Genomic DNA, 18828 nt, shown 5'->3' on the forward strand with positions numbered 1-18828 from the left:
AGGCAATTATATATCTTGCTAGTTTAAAACGTTAGAAATTTAAAAGCGTTTGCGGGGAAATTTTAAAATTTAGACGCAGGTTTCAGCGGCGGTAAAATTTAACGCTTGCTTCGGCATGAATTGGAATTTTAAAATTTAACGTCCCGCGCGCTGCAAGCATTAAATTTTAGCAAAAACGGAATTTGCGATAGTACAATTTCGAGAGCAAATTTCCGCAATAGCTAAATTTCGTGAGGTTAAATTTTGCCGTTTAGACGCCGTGCTTCCGATCGCGTGGCGGAATTTAACGGCTAAATTTAACCGCGCGGCTACGGCTTAAAATTTTAAAACGCAAAGGGGAAAATATGAAAATCGTATGTTTGGATGCCGCGACGCTGGGAAGCGATGCCGATCTTAGCGAGATTGCGAGCTTGGGTGAGTTTGAAAGCTACGAGACGACGGAGCCTGCGCAAACCGCGCAGCGCCTAGCCGGTGCCGACGTCGTCATAACCAACAAAGTCCTAATCACGGACGAGATCATGGCGCAAACCGCGCTTAAGCTGATCTGCGTAAGTGCCACGGGCACGAATAATATCGATATGCAGGCAGCGCAGGCTCGCGGTATCGCGGTGAAAAATGTGGCGGGCTATTCGACGAACAGCGTCGTGCAGCAGACCTTCGCGTCGCTGTTTGCGCTAACCAACGCGCTCGGATACTACGCGGATTACGGCGGCAGCGGCAAATGGTGCGAGAGCGAAATTTTCACCCACATTGACGCACCTATCAGCGAAATTTACGGCAAAGAATTCGGCGTCATCGGGCTTGGACAGATCGGCGCAAAGGTTGCCCGCATCGCCGCCGCGTTCGGCGCGAACGTGAGATACTACTCCACTAGCGGCGCGAACGATAACGGCGAGTTTGCCAGAGTGAGCCTGGACGCACTTTTGAGAACCTGCGACATCATCTCGATCCACGCCCCGCTAAATGAAAAAACGGCGGGATTGATCGGCGAGGCGGAGCTTGCGAAGATGAAAGAGGGGGCGATCTTGATGAATTTCGGCCGCGGCGGCATCGTGGACGAGGACGCGCTGGCTCGCGCCGTGGACGAGCGAGGCTTGCGCGCGGCGCTTGACGTGCTTCAAACAGAGCCGATGAGGACGGATCATCCGCTGCTGCGCGTGAAAAATCGCCGCAACGTCATCATCACGCCCCACATCGCATGGGCGAGCATCGAGGCTCGCAAACGGCTGATAAAGATGATCGCACAAAATATTAGGGATTTTATGAGCGGCAAATAAGCGCGGTTAAAACGCCAAAGCAAATTTAACAAAATCAAGATGCGGCACAAGGCCCACAAAGACTCTGCACGCAGTATTTCAAAGCGCTGTATATAAAATTTTATTAACTGAAAAGAAGCGATACCGTTTCGGGTAAAATTTTAAATTTACGCCGCGGATAAGCTATCTCTCCGCTTTGAATTCGTAGATTTATCTTTTCTTATAAATTCTTTTTATACTCATCCAAAATCCCGTAACTATAAAAAATAACACAGAAATCGTCGCTACGCAAAATAAGAACTTACCCGCCTCGCCGAAGATATAGCCCGAATGCACGCTCAAAACGGCTTTATGTATAGCAAACGGGCGCGGCATGGTACTTTTCGTATCATCATAGCGAGCATGCCGCAAGATGCCCTTTTTAACGTTTATACTCATCGTATTCATATGCTCTTCGCTCTTTTCGCCTTTATCGAAATAAAAGACCATAAAATTTTCTCCATCTTTTTGGGCGATGATATTAAAGAATTCGTAGTTTTCACCGCGTTCACGCTTAAAAATATCAAATGCCGTCTGCAAATTTAAAATTTTATCTTCATCCTCGAGCGAAAATCCTCGCACTTCGGTAAAACTCGTTTTTCTAAAAATTTCCTTTTCCCCTAGCGCTCTGTTGGTGATTTTGGCTATCCGATCATACGACCAATAAAGCCCACTAGCGCTTATCGTAAGCAAAACGGGCAGCAGCAAAACTCCGACCACGCCGTGCAAGCTATATAAAAACGTGTAACCTCTCGCTTTAAAATTTATCCTAAATGCGCGTAAAATCTTTCCTCTAAAGCTAGGATAATAGATCACCACGCCTGAAATTAAGACCAAAATAAACATAACCGTGCTAAGCGCCACGATATTTTTGCCTATTAGCCGCAGAGTTTCGTTTTTACTTAACCCAAAACCTAGATTAGTATGTAGATTTAGCACTACGCCGATAAACGTATCGCCTATGTTTTCCGAAGTAATTTCGCCGCTATAAGGATCTATAAAATATGATTTAAACTCGCCGCTAGAATCTGTGCCAGAAAGCCTAATCGCTTCGTTTTTGTTTTGAGGAATTCTATAATAACTGAGCGTAAAACCGGGCTTGACTTTTCTGAAAATATTTAAAATTTCGGTGGGCTTAAGGGCATCTTTTCCGCTCGGGCTCACGAAAGATTTGCTTTGATTTAACACATCTATAATCTCGTCGTGATACGAGATAATAGCGCCGCTAAGGGCTACAATTAAGATCGGCATGCAGCATATAAGCGTCAAAACAAGATGGACGTTGAACCAAAATTTTTTCCTTTTTAGAATCGCCATTAATTTCCTTAAATTTTAAATCCACGGACGAAATTTATGCGTCGCAAATTTAAAAATTCACGTTAAATCCAACCTGCGCCTTCATCCCGTCTACGACCATCATTTGATAATTTCCCGAGCGCGTTAGTACGAATTCGTTGAATATGTTATAAAGCGTAAAATTTAAACTTGCGTCTTTTGTGACTTTATAGCTCGCGCCCAGATCAAAAAGCGTGTATGAGCGGATATCCTCATCGTAGCTTAGGCTATCACGCGTCCTACTATAATAATTTATTTGCGACCATAAGTTTAGCTTGGAGCTTACGTCGTAATCAAATCCTAGCTTTACCGAATGGATTGGAAAATTATTTAAGGTTTTGCCCTTCTCGCTACCCGTTTTTTGCTCGGATTTCGTATAGGCGTAGTTTGCATGCAGCTTCAAATTATCTAAAATTTGATAATCGCTACTTAGCTCTAGACCCCTAACTTCGGCTTCTCCGACATTTATAGTGTCCCAAATACCGCGCCTGTAAGTTTTGCCGTTATGCACGCAAGGATTTCCCGGTCTTGAGCGGCAAATCAATTTGGTAGAAATTCCATCTTTGATTTTGGTATAAAACGCAGTAGCACTAAAGTTAAATTTATCGTTATCGTCGTAAGAAAACCCACCTTCGTAGCTTATGCTGCTTTCGGGCTTTAAAGAGCTTCTGCCTATCTGCGCTCCCTGACCTCCTGCAAATGGCAAGGCAAGGCCCTCGCTACGCTGCTTAATATCCGGAGTTGAATATCCCGTCGAAACGCCGCCTTTAATAGAAAAACTTTCGTTTAAACGATAAACGGCATAAGCGCGCGGAGATATATGGCCGCCGTAGTCTTTATCGCGGTTATATCTGATTCCGCCGGTTAGCGTTAAATCATCAGTTAGATAAAAATCATCCTCGCCGTAGATCGAATAATCCCATCTTTTGACATTTGCCTCATCTGCGGTAGTAGCGGCTTCGTTTAATCTCTCGCTTCGGTATTGCACGCCCAAACTCAAAGCATTTGAATCGAAAAAATATGAGCCTTTAGAATTTAGCGTAGTCGTTCTAAGATGCAGATCCTGGGCGCCGCTTTCTTTCATGCTATCGTAATTTGCATAGCTATCTATCATAAACTTATTGTATTTTCCCTGGTGAGACAGGCTTGCGGTGTAGCCTTTCATATCCTCTTTCGCAATATCGTTATTGCCTCCCGAGGTTGTTCGCGTACGCCCGTATGTACGCCTAAATTTATTATTTACTTTACGATAATCAAGCGTTACCTCATCGTTTTGCGTTGCGTTATACATCAGTTTTGCACCCATATTCGTCTCTTCATTATTTCTATTCGCATAAGGCTCTTTATCCTCTATCTTTTCAAAAAATCTGCCGTAAAGTGCGATACCTAGTACGTCCGGGACGATAGCTCCGTTTAGATAAAAACCCGTTTGATAATCACCTTTTATTTGCGATTTTTTAGCGAAAGTATAGTATCCGTTTACATTGCCGCTAAGCTCATTTGAAAAGCCCTTAGTGATGATATTTATTACTCCGCCCATAGCGTCGCTTCCGTAAAGCGAGCTCATAGGACCGCGGATGACCTCTATGCGCTCTATCGCATTTGCGGGAGGCAAGAAATTCTGGCTGCTGCCAATACTTCTCAATCCTTTATAGGCGCTATCGCTGGTTGCAGGCTTGCCGTCGATTAAAATTTTTGTATACTTTTGAGATAGACCTCTTAGGCTTATGCCTTTTCTAGATGCAGCACCTAGCGTTGCGGTAAAGGTACTCGGCAAATCCTCTACCATTGCGGAGATATCTTGGTAGTTGCGCTTTCGTATCTCTTTTTGCGTAAGAACGGAGATGGAAGCGGGTGCGTCTTGAATATTTTGCCGATAGCCCGTAGCACTGACTACGGTAATTTCACCCAAATTTACACTTTTGTCCTGTTTTTCTATCTCGCTCGATATTCCAGCTGTCGCTATAGCAGCAATCAGCGATAATTTATATATTACGTGCACAAACGCCCCTTTTCTTATTAAAATTTAAACTCATTTTACTATAATAAGATACGCATTATCAAGAAATACTAAACGGTAGAGGGATTTTTTTAAACGCTAAAGGGATAAGATGAGTAAAGAGATAAGTTTAGATGATTTTTTGCAAAAAATATCTAACGACATTGAGCCGTCCAAGCAATGCAGGTATAACAAAACCGAGCTTGAAAGCGAAAGCATAAAATTTGGCTTTAGCTCTTTTTATACGGGCGGAGAGATAGGATATTATAGCAGCGATATAATTTGCAGAGATTTCCTTTTGCATCGCCACGAACGGGGCAGCCGCTATTCATTTTTATTTTTCAATACGGGCGAAAATCCTATCTGCTTCAGATCGGATAAAGATCAGTTCGTCTTGAATAAAGGTGAGTTTTGGCTCGGAACTATGCAAAGCAAATTGCGTGGCGTTCACGAGCTTGAAAATAAACACTATAAAAGCTCCTGCATAGCGCTTAGCACCGTTTTTGCAAATGAGCTGGGAATTTTAAAAAATTTGAATTTAGATCAGGCCGTTTGTATGAAGAAATTTAAAACGAGCGCCGTGCAAAATATCATCCTTAAAGAAATCGAAAATGCCGCGATATACGACGGCAAAATGCGCGAAATTTTTATGGAAAGTAAAATTTTAGAGATGCTTTATAGAAGTTTTCATAAATTTAATGAGCCCGAAAATGCGCTTAATCTTGATGAAAATCGCATAAAAACAGTCCAAAAAGCAAAGAAAATATTACTCGAAAATATGCAAAATCCACCTAGCATTAAAGAGCTTGCTCATCTTTGCGCCACGAACGAATTTGCACTAAAAAGGGATTTTAAAGCATATTTTGGCACGAGCGTTTATGCAATGCTGACAAATGAGCGGCTTGGAATTGCAAAAGAGCTATTAAGTCTAGATCAAATCAGCGTAAACGAAGCCGCTAAAATGGTCGGATACAATAATTTATCGCATTTTTCTAAAATTTTTAGGGCTAAATTTAATATACTGCCGACGCAACTGAAAAAGGATATAAAATTTTACTACTCGGATTAGAATTTCTTGCGACCGGCTATCTTTTATAAGCCACAATCTTTCGTAACTGCATATCAAAATCTCATAAAATTTTATATCGCAACCGGGATCCGTAAAAATACGGAATTTAAATTATAAATTGCCGCCGAAGCCTTGGCGGCAAAAGCGAGCTGCGATCAAATATCGCAGCTGCGCGTATGTTTGTACGTCAAAGGACGCCTTAAAATTTTAAATACGTCTAAATTAAAACAGGCTATAAACCTCGTCTAGCGTAAAGTGCTTTTTATCGATCTTGCCACCGTAGTATGGCTTGATATCCTCGTCAAAAGCCTTATGGAAAAATTTCGCTTTATACATTTTTACCAGGCTGCTATTAACCGCATCAAGCAGCTCGGTATTGCCCTTAGATAGGGCGACGGCGATATAATCTATCTTCCCAAGGTTGATGATTTTTGCATCAAGTGCGGCATCGTTTCTAGCGTATCCGAGTACGACCGTATTATCGTCGGCAAAGCCTATGCCCTCGCCAGCCTTTAGTCTGGCGACGCACTCATTCGCGTCGGTACATGTCGCAATCTCATAGCCCGCGTTTTTGAAGTGCTCCTCGGCAGTTGTGCCCTTAACGCTTAGAATTTTTTTATGCGCGATCTGATCTATTCTTGAAATATTATCATCCTTACGGCTTAGCACGCCAATTTGCACTGAATAATACGGGTAAGAAAAATCGACTTTCTGAACGCGATCTTTTGTGACGGTAAGCTCGGATATGATGAGATCTACTTTGTTTTGCTCCAGTGAGGGGACGCGATCTTTAGATACTACGGAGATAAAGTCGATTTTGATCTTTTTATTGCCGAATAGATTTTTGACTAACTCATTTGCCAAATCAACCTCAAAGCCTTTTAGCGTGCCGTTATCATCGAAGCTAAACGGAGGCTGGGAATCTTGCAAGCCTATGCGAATTTCGCCTGCTTGCTTGATATCTGCTAGGGAATTAGCGCAAAGCGCGCCAACACCCAGCAAAATACTTAGTAGAATTTTTTTCATATTTTGTCCTTTGAATTAAAACATTTTATAAAGATCATCTAACAAGAAATATTTTTTCTCAGCCTTGCCCTTGTAAAAAGGATCGATGCTGTCGTTAAAAATTTTCTTGAAAAAGCCGTTTTTGCTGAGCTTGACAAGCCCGTCGTTTAAGGCGTTTAGCAAGTCATCGTTGCCTTTTTGCACCGCGATAGCTAAAAAGTCCGTCGTGCCTAAATTCTTGATATTTACCTCTACCTTGCGATCTACAACCGAATAACCCAAAACTACCATATTATCGTCTGCATAGCCGCTGCCGCGACCGGATTTTAGCGCTCGGAAACATTCACTAGAACTAGCGCATGAGATAACTTTAAAGCCTTCCTTATTAAAATAATCAAACGCCGTAGTGCCGGGCTCTGCTAAAATTTCTTTATCTTGTAAATCGTCTACGGTTTTTATATTATCATCGGTGCGAGTTAGCACGCCGATATTTACGCTAAAGTATGGATTTGAAAAATCCACTAGCTTCTCGCGCTCTTTCGTAACCGTAATCGCCGCGATATCCAAATCGACCTTGTTATCTTGCACGGCTGTGATACGATCATTGCCTAGAGTTACAACATATTCGATTTTGCCGCCTTTATCGCCGAAAATTTCCTTTGAAAGCTCTTCGATAAGCGAAATTTCAAAACCGCTGTATTTGCCGTCCTCGGAGACGCTAAGCGGCGGCAGTGAGCCGTCTATCCCAATGCGAATGAGTCCTTTTTCTTTGATCTGCGCTAAAGAGTTAGCAAATAACGAACACGAAGCGATTAACAACGTAAATATAATCTTTTTCATAAAATTCCTTTAAATTTTACTAAAATTTGCCAGCGAATAGAATTCCATCCATCGCCACTTTAAATTAAAACAAGCTATAAAGATCGTCCAGCAAGAAATACTTTTTATCAATGGTGCCTTTATAAAAAGGCTCAATACTCTCATCAAAAATTTTTGTAAAAAAACCCTTTTTACTTAGCTCAATTAGTCCCGCATTTACCGCGTTAAGCAGCTCAGTATTGCCCTTTTGCACCGCGATGGCCAGGAAGTCCGTCGAGCCTAAATTCTTGATATTTACTTCGACTTTGCGGTCGACTACAGCGTAAGCGAACACAAGTAGATTATCATCGCCGTATCCGTCGCCCTTACCCAATTTTAGGTCATTAAAGCATTCATTCGCGCTCGCACACGGTACTACGTTATAGCCCTGTTTCGTAAAGTAATCAAACACAGTAGTGCCGGGCTGCGCCAGTATAGTCTTTCCGTTTAGATCGGAGACCTTTCTGATATTATCGTCGCTACGAGTTAGCACGCCGATATTTACGCTAAAGTATGGATCGGAGAAATCTACCAGCTTCTCGCGCTCTTTCGTAACCGAGATTAGCGCGATATCTAAATCGACTCTGTTGTCCTGCACCGCTTTTATGCGGTCATCGCCTACCGTTACGACATATTGTATCTTGCTGCCTTTATCACCGAAAATTTCTTTAACAAGCCCTTCGATTAAGAGTATCTCAAACCCGCTATATCCGCCGTCTTTAACGACGCTAAACGGCGGAGACGAGCCATCTATACCGATGCGAATAACCCCTTTTTCTTTGATTTGAGTCAAAGTGTTGCTAAGAAGCGAGCACACAGCCAGCATCAACGCCAAGATTATCTTTTTCATAGCGTCCCCCTTTTTAAAAATTACAGCAAGCTATAAAGATCGTCCAGCAAGAAATACTTTTTCTCTGCAGTTCCTTTGTAGTAAGGCTCGATGAAATTGTCGAACGAATTTTTGAAAAAGCCCTCTTTGCTTAGTTTGATTAGCTCGCCGTTTAGAAAATCCAAAAGCTCCGAATTGCCCTTTTTCACGCCGATGGCTAAGAAATCCGAAGTGCCTAAATTCTTGATATTTACTTCAACCTTTTTATCTAATACCGGATAAGCCAGCACGACTAGGTTATCATCGGCATACCCGTCGCCCTGTCCAGCTTTTAGCGCCTTGTAGCAAGCGTTTGCGTTATCGCATCTGGCGATATTATAGCCTTGCTTTTCAAAGTATGTTTCTGCGGTACCGCCGCTAAGAACCAAAATAGTTTTATCTTGCAATTCGTTTAAAGATTTAATCTTATCTTCGACGCGGGTTAAAATGCCTATATTGACGCTAAAATACGGGGTCGTAAAATCTACCTGCTTCTCGCGCTCCGGAGTTACGGTAAGAGTTGCGATAACCGCATCCACCTTATCTTCTTGTAGGAATTTTATACGCTGATTTGCAAGCACGGAAGTAAACTCCACTTTTCCGCCTGATGGAAGCATATCTTTAGCGATGGCGTTTGCCATATCGACCTCAAAGCCCTGATGCACGCCGTCTTCTATCTTGCTAAATGGTGGTTGCGCGTCATAAACGCCTATTCTAAGCACTCCGCTACTTTTGATCTCGGAGAGCGACCTAGCGCAAAGCGCGCTACTAGCCAAAGCTGCGACGAGCAGACTTAAGAGAAATTTCTTCATCCTTTTTCCTTTCTCATAAATAATTTCAAAACCATTGCCACGGCTACGGAAAACCTCAAAATCCCGCCCGAATGGCAAGCAGACATTAAATTCACCCGCAGGCGAAAAGCAATTTTAGCTTTTTATATCTTTAATGATTATTAAATAGTAAGTAAAGTCGCTAAATAAATTCGCTTTTTCATTGTTTGCTTCGATTCCACGCGAGCTTTTTTTAGAGTTTTCATCCGCATCCTAGCGATAGAATTTAAAATTTTTAAAATTTTGCAAAATTTTAAAGCCACAGAATTTTACAAAATTTTCAGCGTAGGATTGGGCGAGAAATTTTACGAGCACTTTAAAGCTTGCGATGAAATTTTAAAATTTTATGAGATTAAATTTTGCAGATTGCGTTTGACAAAACAGCACAAGAAAGGAGTGAAATTTTAAAATTTCGTGCTTTGGTGCAGACGCGGCAGAATTTAAAATTCTTAAATCCCTATGCCCGCTCGATAAATTGGAATTTTAAAATTTTTAGCAAGCGTCGTATTTTAAAAGCAAGCAAAATTAAATCTGTGCCACGCTACAGAATTTCGCGATAAAAGCGTGCCGCCAGCGCTAAATTTTGCGCTATAAATCATACTACAAACATAAGCTTAGCGCAAAGCACGATGATGAAGCCGAATACAAAGGCGATTTTGTGGATGTTCGCTCGTAAAAACTCAGGCGCGGGCCTTCCCATCGCGCGGCAGCTCAAATTTATCGCTACGCACACGGCGATGATGAGCGCGAGCGTGACTTTTAGCATAAAGATTTTTTGAAGCGGCGTGCCGAAATACCCGCCGTTAGCGCTACCGACCCAGCGGCTCATCATCATTCCGCCGGTGATTATCAGCGTAAAAAGGCAAACCGGCATGATCTTAATCGCGTGCGAGCCGATCGCTTTTTTAACGCGCTCAAAATCCGCGCCCAGCGTGCTTTTAAGCCGCATAAAAATCACGACGTCAAAAAATATGTATCCCAAAAAGATAATGGCGCAGATGAGATGCACAATCTGCACGTAAGGATAAATTTGCTCCACCGCCGCTCCTTGCTATGAAATTTCGGCCATTTTATGCGAAATTTCAAATTTTAGCAATGACTTTCATCAACGCGCCGCGAGCGGTTAAATTTAAAGCGGCTAGATTTAAGCAAGCCGCGTGCGAGCAGCGCAGATAAATTTTGGCAAAATCGCGCGATCAAATTTAAAAGCATCGCCGCACGGCTGAAATTTTATAAAATTTCAAAGCATCATCGAAAAGATTATGCCGAATATGATTAGCGGGATATTAAAGAAAATAAAGGTCGGCACGCAGGTATCCCACATATGGCTATGCTCGCCGTCGATATTCAGCCCCACGGTAGGTCCGAGCGTGCTGTCGCTCGCAGGAGAGCCCGCATCGCCGATACCAGCGGCCACGCCGATGATAAAGATCGTCGCTGCAGTGCTAAAGCCCAGCTGTACGGCTAGCGGGCAGTATATCGTAGCGATGATAGGGATCGTGCCGAAGCTCGAGCCGATACCCATCGTCACGAGCAGTCCGATGCCGATCATCAGCAGCGCGCCGCCGAGCTTGCCGCCGCTTAAAGTGCTCGCTACGTGCACCAGCTCGTTCACGCCGCCGGTTTCTTTTAAGATCGTGCCGTATCCTGCGGCGATCAGCATCAAAAACGCGATATAGCCCATCATATGCACGCCCTCGTCAAATACATTATCGAGCTTCTTCCACTCGATGCCTTTGTTCGCAAGCATTACTAAAATTCCGCTAAGCGCGGCAAACGGAAGGGATTTGATCCAAATTTGCACCGCGAAGCAAACCGCGATACCCGCTAGCGCGCCCCATTCTCGCATACCCATCTTAAGCTCGCTAAAATGCGCGTCCAAACTCTCTTTAGTTTCGGCATATTCTCTCGGCTTGCGGTAGTAGACCACGGCTAGCACTAGCCCCACGAGCATCGGCACGGCGCTTAGCCACATCACGCTCGATATATCGCTTAGGCTTACCGCGATACCGTTTGCGTTCATATTTTTTTCGATTAGCCCCATAAAGATAAGTCCGAATCCCAACGGCAGCGCCATATACGGCGTCTGCAAGCCGAACGTCAGCGCGCACGCTACGGCGCGGCGATCGATCTTTAGCGAGTTCATTATCTTGACTAGCGGCGGGATCAAAATCGGGATAAAGGCAATATGTACGGGGATTAAATTTTGTGAGAAGCACGTAAAAAAGGCGATCGAAAAGATAAATACGTATTTTTTGTCGCTGATTAAATTTGCCACCGCGCGCACCAAGATCGCCGTTAAGTTGGTCTTTGAGATCGCGCTTGCGATGACGCCTAGCAGCAGATACGAAAGCGCAGTTTCTAAATTTCCGCCCATGCCGAGGCTGCCGGCGTTTTCGGGGTTGCCGTTTATGAATAAATTTATGGCGTCTCCCAGCGGGATCTTGCTTGAGAGCACGGCGCAGATCGTGCCGATTAGGATCGCGAGCATTACGTTGCACCTCAGCAAGCACAGCGCGCACATCACACAGATACTGATAAATACGGGATTGGTAAGCATCTTTTGCCTTTTTTGGAATTTTTGCAATTATATAGAATTTAGGGCTAAATTTTGCTAAAATCGTGCAAAAAATCGGCTAGGACAGCGATGAAATATTTTTATTCCTCTTTTGTAGTAAGCCTAATTGCGCTTGCTATCGCGTTTTATATCGGCGGCGCGGGCGCCGCTTATATCTGTGCGCTTTTGTGCGCGCTGGAAATCAGCCTCAGCTTCGATAACGCCGTAGTCAATGCCAAGGTGCTAAAAGATATGGCGCCGGTATGGCAGAGCAGATTTATCCTCTGGGGCATTCCGATCGCAGTTTTTGGCATGAGGTTTTTATTCCCCGTGCTAATCGTCGCCGCTAGCGCGCATCTAGGTCTTTGGGAAACCCTCGCGCTGGCGCTTAAGCAGCCGCAGCGCTACCATGAAATTTTAAGCGAGAACGAAGCGCAAATTTACGTTTTCGGCGGCGCGTTTTTACTGATGGTCTTTTGCGATTTTTTCTTAGATACGCAGCGCGAGCTACACTGGTTAGGCATAATCGAAAATAACGGGCTCGTGCGATTTTTAAAGCGCATTCCAAACGCGCCCACGCTGATCGCTCTAGCCGCGGGGCTCGTGCTGCTTGCTAAAACGGGCTCGGCTACGCTCGGCACGGCGTATTTCGGCGCGATCCTGCTCTATCTGCTCATCTCCTGCTTCGACCGCCTTTTCGGCACGGACGGCGTAAAAAACGGCCTTGCGGGCTTTTTATATTTAGAAACCCTGGACGCGAGCTTTAGCTTCGACGGCGTGATCGGCGCGTTTGCGCTAAGCGATAATATCTTCATCATCATGCTAGGTCTCGGCGCGGGCGCTATGTTTGTGCGCTCCATCACGCTGTATCTCATCGCCCGCGGCACGCTGTCGCACTTCGCGTATCTGGAGCACGGCGCGCACTACGCCATTGCGTGTTTGGCGTTTATAATGTTTGCCAAGCTGAAATTTGAAGTAAGCGAGATCATAACGGGCACCGTGGGGATCTTATTCATCGCGCTATCGCTCCTTTCGTCGGTGCTTTATAACCGCCGCAACAAACGCAAACTAATCGAAACGATCGCGGGAAACAACGAATGAAATTTCATAGCGAGCTTTGCGGCGCGCGGGCTAAATTTTAAAATTTCAAGCTACCGCCGCAAGCGATAAAATTTACCCGCTTGCGCCGCGTTAAATTTCAAAAGACGCCGAATTTCAAAAAGCGCTAAATTTAAAGACGCGAGATGACATTTTAAAATTCAAATCAGCGATCGCGCGAGCTTAAGCCTTTATCGCGCAATCTCTGCAGCTCTTCGCCGCCTGGTGGCGGGCTATTTGCGGGCTCGCCGCTCTCGCTTGCGCCGCTAAAAAATCCTTCATTCAAACGCAGCTCGTCAATGATACCAAGAAGCTGCAAAACCTCAGCCTTTATCCGCTCGGCGTCTCTTAGCGTAGTGCGCGGCGAAAACAACGCAGCTTCGAAACGGTTTTTCGCGCCGTTTAAAAATAGATAAAATTTGCCGTCCATAAACGCCGCGTTAAGAGCGATCTTGGGCGCAAGCTTAAGCTTCAAAGCCCCTAAGCGACCCATAAAGCTAGGCGTCAAAAGATACCGCGCCTCGATCTTATCGCTTGCGAACACGCGAAATTCCTCTCCGAAAATCACGTCGTCCATCAGCTCCTGATCGCCTAAAAATTTGGTGCCGGGCGAGCGGTCCGCGATGATAGTTTGCCCCTTAAATTTCTTATAAAACTCGCACACCAAAACCGAGCCGCTAAAGGCTTGCACATATTCGCTGAGCCTCCAAGCGTTCCAAAGCGCGATCGCCGATAGCAAAAAAGTCGCAGAAAGATCGCTCTTGGACCTTTGAGATAACTCTACAAGCCTCATAGATTCTCGCGTTTCATAGATTTTTATCGCCTCGCTTAGGCTAAATTTTACCCCTTTATACACGCCGTCTATCTGATCCTCGGCTACGAATTCATTATTCGGATAGATGCCCGTTTTGCGGATTTCTTCTTCGTCTATGCCGCTTTGCGGCTCATATCTAAAGGCGGGATCGATATCTGAAATGATGGCGCGGATAAAGGCGTCTTTGTAAAAGGCGTTGTACTCCCATTTGGCGATGGAATCATCATAAATCCCCCATACGCAGCTTACCGCAATTATCGGGACCATCGCGGACATCAGCACGGCGGAGGAGTATTCGTTTTGGATCAAGCCGTGGATAAACCAGCCGACGGAAAAAACCGCGATGCATAGCAATAAAATCAGCGGTTTTAGAAATTTTATCTTGCACTGCTGCTGCTTTTTTGCCAACTCCTCTATCGCTCTGTCAATATCCAAAATTTAACTCCAAATTTGATTTTGTCAAAATTTTGCCCCTTATTTTACGCTAAATTTTATTAAAATTTCATCCGTTAAGCGGGTTTAAGATTTTTTATGCTATTTTTGCGACCTATTTCGATCAAAAGGCGAGAGATGATAAATTTACCGAAAAATTGCGTGGTTTTTACCTATCCGAAAATGGGCGACAGCGGCAAATTTTTGCCCGCGGAGTTGCGCGATGCGGCGGGGCTTACGGGCTGCACGCTTCAGTGCAAGGCCTACGAGAGCGCGTTTGCACAGATAAAAGCCCTCGGCTTCGAGCTTATCGCCGTAGGCAGCATGGGCGAGGCGGGCACGAGCGAGTTTAAGCGCGCTACGGGCGCTACGTTTGAGTTCATAAACGACGAAAAATTCGAGCTTGAAGCGCCACTACAGCTCAAAACCTTCACTATCGGCGACGGGAAGAAATTTTACCACCGCCAAACCCTGATTTTTAGAGGCGGCAAGGAGATAAAGCGCTTTAGCCGAATCGCTGAGCCCGAGCAGGACGCGCAAAACGTACTTGCGGCGCTAAATAGCCTGTGATCGATCGCTTCGGCGGCGCGCTTTAAATTTCACACTCCAAACACATTGCGACACAGGGCTGAAATTTAGGGCAGAGGCGCATTTTCCTTAAATTCAGCATTTTTAATTAAAATGGCGCTAAATTTAACGGAGGCGGGTATGAAAAAATTTCTATTTTTGGCGCTATTTTGCGCACTTGCGGCAAACTGCGGCGAGAGCGCGCCAGCGGATAAAGCTTCTGCGGCGGGCAAAACGGACAAAACAACGAGTATCGGCGAGACCGCCACGCAAAACGCGCACTTTATAAAGAGCGGCGAAGCAAGCGCCGGCTCGCAAAGCAGTGCCGATGCGGTCATCCAAATGGACGGAATTTCGCGGGCGGATCTGCAAAGCTGCATCGTAAAAAGCGACGAAGGCTCCTGCGATCGCGTCGCGCGCGGTCTGAAAAGCGGCTGCGAGCGCAAAGATCAGCTATCGTGCTTTTTCTACGCAGATGCGCTAGGGCGAGGCTTGGGCGTGGAGAAGGACGTCGTGGCGTCGTTTGAGCTTTTTCGCGAGCAGTGCGATGCCGGCAGTAGCGAAGCTTGCTACGAGCTGTCGGTCAAATATCTCCAAGGAATCGGCACTCCTCAAAGTTTTGAGCTCTCGAGAGAGGCGCTAGACAGGGCGTGCAAAATGCACAACAAGCGCGCCTGCGCGGTGCTCGATCTGCTGCCGAAAAATTAGCGCGACAGAGGCGATAAAATTCCAAGCTTCGATCTCAGATAGAGCGCGCGAGCCTTTGAAATTTTAGCAGGCGACGGATGCGGTGCAATGAAGCAGTAAATCGGGGCGAGCGGCAGATAAACGAAAAAAGGAGCAGAGATGAAGGCTTTAAAGCTTGCGCTGGCTGCGGCGCTGGCGCTTAGTTTGGCAAACGCGGACGGCAAAGCCAAAGAGTTTAAATTTAGCGGCGCAAAAACCAGCGCGCTTTTAGCAAAGTGCGGCAAAAAGGATGCCGCCGCATGCTACGAAGCGGCGATGAGATACGAGCTGGGCGGTCGCGGCGTCGTGCGAAACCGCCTCAAAGCGCAGGGCTTTTTCGCAGACGCCTGCGAGCTCGCTACTCTCGCCGAGCGGAAGCAGGGAGGCAAAACGGGCAGCGCAGGCGGGCGGGCGATGAGCGATCTGCGTGAGCGAGCCTGCCTAGGCAACGCCGCGGCGCTGGAGAGTTTCGCGAGCGGGCAGTGCCGCAGCCTCGTGATATACGACGAGCTTTGCGAGGGCGGCTCGCAGGAGGCGTGCGACAATCTGGCGCGGATGAAGCGCGAAGGCTGGGCGCCTAAGGAGAGCTGCAGCGAGGAGATAGTCGCAAAATTCGGCGACGGCAAGCCGCAAAGATAAAATTCCGCCTATTTCACGGCGATAGAATTTTAAAATTTTGCAAGTATAAAATTTACCGAAATTTTATAGAGCTCGACCGAAAATGGTAACAAGGCGGGCTAAATTTTGAATTCTAAAACGCGTTTAAATTCATGTATTAAGCGGCGTCAATTTTTGGGCTCAGAGAGATTAGAATTTACGCGGCAAGGCTCTTTGAATTGCAAATCGTGCGTGACGACCAGGCTAAAATTTTAAGAACTAGAATTTAAACAAAATCTGAAATTTAGTCGTGACGATGATATAATTTTTAGAATTTTGCAAGCGTAAAATATCAAAATTTTACGTATCTACGTCGAGCCGCTCCAAAAAAGTGCGAAATTTGAAATTTTAAACTGCCATATTGTGCGAAGAGGCAAGAATTTCAGGCATAGGGATTTCAATTAATGCGGATTAAAATATAGGTGCGGCGAGCAAATGCGTGCATCGCAAGCGATGGAATTTCAAATATGGGCTCAAGGCTAACAAGACGCAGAATTTAAACGCCACGAGCGATAAATTTCAAAACACCCATTTTAAAATTGCGAAGCGGAGATTTAAATTTGAGTGCGGCGAGCGATTAAATTGCAAAAGGAAGCTTAAATTTAAATATCGTAGCTCACAAATTATGCGTAAATTTTGCGCCTAAATTCCGCAAGATTGGGTGTGAGATAAGCGTTTAATGATATCGTAGCTAGATGATCATTAAGCCAAGCTTCAATCACGCTTAAAACCCTATTTACCGAGCGCTCGCGCAAGCGGGTATTGCAAACCGCCGAAGTAAAAAAAGCCTGATCGGAAGCGTTTGCGGCGTATCCCAACCGATTGCGCCTCATATTTTGCTCTATAGTCTAGCTCGTGCACGAAATTTTAGATTTTGAAATTTAGCGCAAAAATATTATAATTTCGCCCAAATCACGGCTAGGAGGGAAAATGAACTCACGCGTGCAAAACGAATATCTAAAATCAAAAATTATGAGTGCCGAGAAAGCCTGCGAGCTGATCCCAAATGGCGCATCGGTGGGCTTTAGCGGCTTTGTTGGGGCGGGCTGCGCGCTAGCGCTACCACAAGCCCTGGCACAACGAGCGACAGCACTGCACAAAAAAGGCGAGCCCTATCAAATCGAAATTTTTACAGGCGCATCGACCGATCCGCTTTTAGACGGAGTTTTGGCAAAAGCAGGTGCCGTGAGCTTTCGCGCGCCGTTTTTTACGGATGCCGATATGCGCCGTGCGATAAATAGCGGCGCCGTGCGATACGCGGACGTGCATCTATCAAGCCTTGCCGCGCAGCTTAAGGCGGGCTTTTTTCCACATCTAAACTTTGCTGTGATCGAAGTAGTGGCGATTAAAGAAAGCGGCGTGCTCGTGCCGTCCACGTCGCTAGGCAACAACCAAGCCTGGCTCGATATCGCCGATCGCGTGATTTTAGAAGCGAATTACTATCAGCCGCTTGAGCTGGAGGGCATTCACGACGTTACAGATCTGCGCCTACCGCCGCATGCTGAGGATCTGCCGATCAAGCACGTAGGCGATCGCGTAGGCAGTCCCTATATGCATGTAGATCCTGCCAAAGTAGTCGCTGTCATAGAGGCTAGGACGCATGATCGCGTCAATAATTTCACCGCCGTGGATGAAATTTCAAGCGCGATCGGCTGCAACGTCGTAAAATTCTTAAAAAACGAGGAGGCTTGCGGCAGACTTCCCGCAAAGAAGCTACTGCCGTTACAATCGGGTATCGGCAACGTCGCTAACGCCGTGCTTAGCTCACTACAAAATGCTGGCTACCAAGGGCTGCAGTGCTACTCCGAGGTGATTCAAGACGGCATGCTAGATCTCATCAAAAGAAGCGTCGTAGGCACTGCAAGTGCCACAGCGCTATCGCTTAGCCCCGCAGGTGTTGAGGAATTTCAAAAAAACATCGATTTCTACCGCAAGCACATCATACTGCGTTCACAAGACGTCTCCAACTCGCCAGCACTCATCAGAAAGCTCGGCGTCGTGTCGATGAATGGCATGCTCGAGGCAGATATCTACGGCAACGTAAACTCCACCAACGTCATGGGTTCGCAGATGAAAAATGGCATCGGCGGTAGCGGCGACTTTGCTCGCAACGGATATTTGTCGCTATTTCTTAGCCCGTCGCTCGCTAAAGGCGGCGCGATCAGCGCTATCGTGCCATTCGTGAGCCATGTCGATCATACCGAGCACGACACCCAGGTCATCATCACCGAATACGGCATCGCCGATCTGCGCGGTAAATGCCCTCGCGAACGGGCTCGCGCGATGATAAGCATCGCACATCCCACCTACCAAGGCGCGCTGAGAGATTATTTCGAGCGGGCATGTGCGCAGCCCTGTGCTGGGCATACTCCACACATCTTAAGCGAGGCGCTGTCGTGGCATCAAAGATTTAAAGATACGGGGAGTATGAAGGCTTAGAGCGAATTTGCTTGAACTAATGCGCTAAAGCCTAAAATTTAAGCTCATTCTCGCTGAAAGCAAGAAAGTTTGCACTTAAAAATTCCGCCTGCATTTGAAAGCCCTATCGCTACTTAGAGCAAAGCTCGTTAAAATTTTTATTTTTGCAAAGCTCGCGCGAAATGTTATAAAACGAATAGATCGAAATTAGCGCCGTAAAATTTTAAAATTTGCAGGCGGATTTAAGGCGCGGAATTTAAAATTTTATCGCTACGGAATTTTAAAATTTAGCCTTAAATT

17 protein-coding genes are annotated in these 18828 nt (G+C 45.7%); 7 read left to right on the plus strand and 10 right to left on the minus strand.

The genetic code is table 11. The annotated features are described in order from the left end of the window. Positions 1-344: 344 nt before the first annotated feature. Complete coding sequence (locus tag Q0620_RS00285; RefSeq protein ID WP_298782657.1) at positions 345-1277, plus strand: D-2-hydroxyacid dehydrogenase; 933 nt, start codon at positions 345-347, stop codon at positions 1275-1277. 189 nt (positions 1278-1466) lie between these two features. On the opposite strand, the gene Q0620_RS00290 is transcribed toward Q0620_RS00285, so the two are convergent. Further along, on the minus strand, positions 1467-2612 hold the full coding sequence (locus tag Q0620_RS00290) for a PepSY-associated TM helix domain-containing protein (RefSeq protein WP_298782659.1): 1146 nt from the start codon (positions 2610-2612) through the stop codon (positions 1467-1469). A gap of 49 nt (positions 2613-2661) precedes the next feature. Next, on the minus strand, positions 2662-4632 hold the full coding sequence (locus Q0620_RS00295; protein WP_298782661.1) for a TonB-dependent receptor: 1971 nt from the start codon (positions 4630-4632) through the stop codon (positions 2662-2664). Between the two features lie 109 nt (positions 4633-4741). Between Q0620_RS00295 and Q0620_RS00300 the strand changes: the two genes are divergently transcribed. Next, the gene (locus Q0620_RS00300) at positions 4742-5698 is read left to right on the plus strand and encodes a helix-turn-helix domain-containing protein (RefSeq protein WP_298782663.1); all 957 of its coding nucleotides are present in this window, start codon (positions 4742-4744) and stop codon (positions 5696-5698) included. Positions 5699-5920: 222 nt separating this feature from the next. Here Q0620_RS00300 and Q0620_RS00305 read toward each other — a convergent pair whose 3' ends face one another. The 6 genes from Q0620_RS00305 to Q0620_RS00330 all read right to left on the minus strand — a co-directional run bounded on the left by Q0620_RS00305 (position 5921) and on the right by Q0620_RS00330 (position 11819). Then, positions 5921-6724, minus strand: coding sequence for a transporter substrate-binding domain-containing protein (locus tag Q0620_RS00305; RefSeq protein WP_298782666.1), 804 nt, complete (start codon positions 6722-6724; stop codon positions 5921-5923). A gap of 15 nt (positions 6725-6739) precedes the next feature. Continuing rightward, positions 6740-7543, minus strand: a complete 804-nt coding sequence (locus Q0620_RS00310; RefSeq protein ID WP_298782668.1) for a transporter substrate-binding domain-containing protein — start codon at positions 7541-7543, stop codon at positions 6740-6742. Between the two features lie 64 nt (positions 7544-7607). Next, positions 7608-8411 (minus strand): transporter substrate-binding domain-containing protein, encoded by an 804-nt coding sequence (locus Q0620_RS00315; RefSeq protein WP_298782670.1) that lies wholly within the window; start codon positions 8409-8411, stop codon positions 7608-7610. 20 nt (positions 8412-8431) lie between these two features. Beyond that, positions 8432-9241 (minus strand): transporter substrate-binding domain-containing protein, encoded by an 810-nt coding sequence (locus Q0620_RS00320; protein ID WP_297896995.1) that lies wholly within the window; start codon positions 9239-9241, stop codon positions 8432-8434. A gap of 613 nt (positions 9242-9854) precedes the next feature. After that, complete coding sequence (locus Q0620_RS00325; protein WP_298782672.1) at positions 9855-10298, minus strand: copper resistance protein CopD; 444 nt, start codon at positions 10296-10298, stop codon at positions 9855-9857. A 201-nt stretch (positions 10299-10499) separates the two neighbouring features. Next, positions 10500-11819 carry a Na+/H+ antiporter NhaC family protein gene (locus Q0620_RS00330; RefSeq protein WP_298782674.1) on the minus strand — a complete coding sequence of 440 codons (1320 nt, stop codon included), beginning with the start codon at positions 11817-11819 and terminating at the stop codon, positions 10500-10502. 87 nt (positions 11820-11906) lie between these two features. Between Q0620_RS00330 and Q0620_RS00335 the strand changes: the two genes are divergently transcribed. Next, positions 11907-12917, plus strand: coding sequence for a DUF475 domain-containing protein (locus Q0620_RS00335; RefSeq protein ID WP_298782678.1), 1011 nt, complete (start codon positions 11907-11909; stop codon positions 12915-12917). 163 nt (positions 12918-13080) lie between these two features. Here the strand turns inward: Q0620_RS00335 and Q0620_RS00340 are convergent, their stop codons facing one another. Then, positions 13081-14163 (minus strand): DUF3137 domain-containing protein, encoded by a 1083-nt coding sequence (locus Q0620_RS00340; protein WP_298782680.1) that lies wholly within the window; start codon positions 14161-14163, stop codon positions 13081-13083. Between the two features lie 135 nt (positions 14164-14298). Here Q0620_RS00340 and Q0620_RS00345 point away from each other — a divergent pair, with 135 nt between their 5' ends. From Q0620_RS00345 to Q0620_RS00355, 3 genes are all read left to right on the plus strand, one after another. Beyond that, the gene (locus Q0620_RS00345; protein WP_298782682.1) at positions 14299-14730 is read left to right on the plus strand and encodes a redoxin; all 432 of its coding nucleotides are present in this window, start codon (positions 14299-14301) and stop codon (positions 14728-14730) included. A gap of 138 nt (positions 14731-14868) precedes the next feature. Beyond that, the gene (locus Q0620_RS00350; RefSeq protein ID WP_298782684.1) at positions 14869-15435 is read left to right on the plus strand and encodes a sel1 repeat family protein; all 567 of its coding nucleotides are present in this window, start codon (positions 14869-14871) and stop codon (positions 15433-15435) included. Positions 15436-15573: 138 nt separating this feature from the next. Beyond that, the gene (locus tag Q0620_RS00355) at positions 15574-16092 is read left to right on the plus strand and encodes a hypothetical protein (RefSeq protein WP_298782686.1); all 519 of its coding nucleotides are present in this window, start codon (positions 15574-15576) and stop codon (positions 16090-16092) included. A 641-nt stretch (positions 16093-16733) separates the two neighbouring features. Here the strand turns inward: Q0620_RS00355 and Q0620_RS00360 are convergent. Next, the gene (locus Q0620_RS00360; protein WP_298782688.1) at positions 16734-16943 is read right to left on the minus strand and encodes a hypothetical protein; all 210 of its coding nucleotides are present in this window, start codon (positions 16941-16943) and stop codon (positions 16734-16736) included. 97 nt (positions 16944-17040) lie between these two features. Between Q0620_RS00360 and Q0620_RS00365 the strand changes: the two genes are divergently transcribed. Then, positions 17041-18549 (plus strand): succinate CoA transferase, encoded by a 1509-nt coding sequence (locus Q0620_RS00365; protein ID WP_298782690.1) that lies wholly within the window; start codon positions 17041-17043, stop codon positions 18547-18549. Positions 18550-18828: the final 279 nt, after the last annotated feature.

It is taken from the genome of uncultured Campylobacter sp. (assembly GCF_938017615.1).
GTDB lineage: Bacteria > Campylobacterota > Campylobacteria > Campylobacterales > Campylobacteraceae > Campylobacter_B.

Excerpts from the sequence above, each read along its gene's own strand:
- Q0620_RS00305 (WP_298782666.1), bottom strand. The coding sequence starts at position 6,724 with ATGAAAAAAATTCTACTAAGTATTTTGCTGGGTGTTGGCGCGCTTTGC.
- Q0620_RS00360 (WP_298782688.1), bottom strand. The coding sequence starts at position 16,943 with ATGAGGCGCAATCGGTTGGGATACGCCGCAAACGCTTCCGATCAGGCT.
- Q0620_RS00315 (WP_298782670.1), bottom strand. The coding sequence starts at position 8,411 with ATGAAAAAGATAATCTTGGCGTTGATGCTGGCTGTGTGCTCGCTTCTT.
- Q0620_RS00320 (WP_297896995.1), bottom strand. The coding sequence starts at position 9,241 with ATGAAGAAATTTCTCTTAAGTCTGCTCGTCGCAGCTTTGGCTAGTAGC.
- Q0620_RS00285 (WP_298782657.1), top strand. The coding sequence starts at position 345 with ATGAAAATCGTATGTTTGGATGCCGCGACGCTGGGAAGCGATGCCGAT.
- Q0620_RS00335 (WP_298782678.1), top strand. The coding sequence starts at position 11,907 with ATGAAATATTTTTATTCCTCTTTTGTAGTAAGCCTAATTGCGCTTGCT.
- Q0620_RS00300 (WP_298782663.1), top strand. The coding sequence starts at position 4,742 with ATGAGTAAAGAGATAAGTTTAGATGATTTTTTGCAAAAAATATCTAAC.
- Q0620_RS00355 (WP_298782686.1), top strand. The coding sequence starts at position 15,574 with ATGAAGGCTTTAAAGCTTGCGCTGGCTGCGGCGCTGGCGCTTAGTTTG.
- Q0620_RS00330 (WP_298782674.1), bottom strand. The coding sequence starts at position 11,819 with ATGCTTACCAATCCCGTATTTATCAGTATCTGTGTGATGTGCGCGCTG.
- Q0620_RS00365 (WP_298782690.1), top strand. The coding sequence starts at position 17,041 with ATGAACTCACGCGTGCAAAACGAATATCTAAAATCAAAAATTATGAGT.
- Q0620_RS00345 (WP_298782682.1), top strand. The coding sequence starts at position 14,299 with ATGATAAATTTACCGAAAAATTGCGTGGTTTTTACCTATCCGAAAATG.
- Q0620_RS00290 (WP_298782659.1), bottom strand. The coding sequence starts at position 2,612 with ATGGCGATTCTAAAAAGGAAAAAATTTTGGTTCAACGTCCATCTTGTT.
- Q0620_RS00350 (WP_298782684.1), top strand. The coding sequence starts at position 14,869 with ATGAAAAAATTTCTATTTTTGGCGCTATTTTGCGCACTTGCGGCAAAC.
- Q0620_RS00310 (WP_298782668.1), bottom strand. The coding sequence starts at position 7,543 with ATGAAAAAGATTATATTTACGTTGTTAATCGCTTCGTGTTCGTTATTT.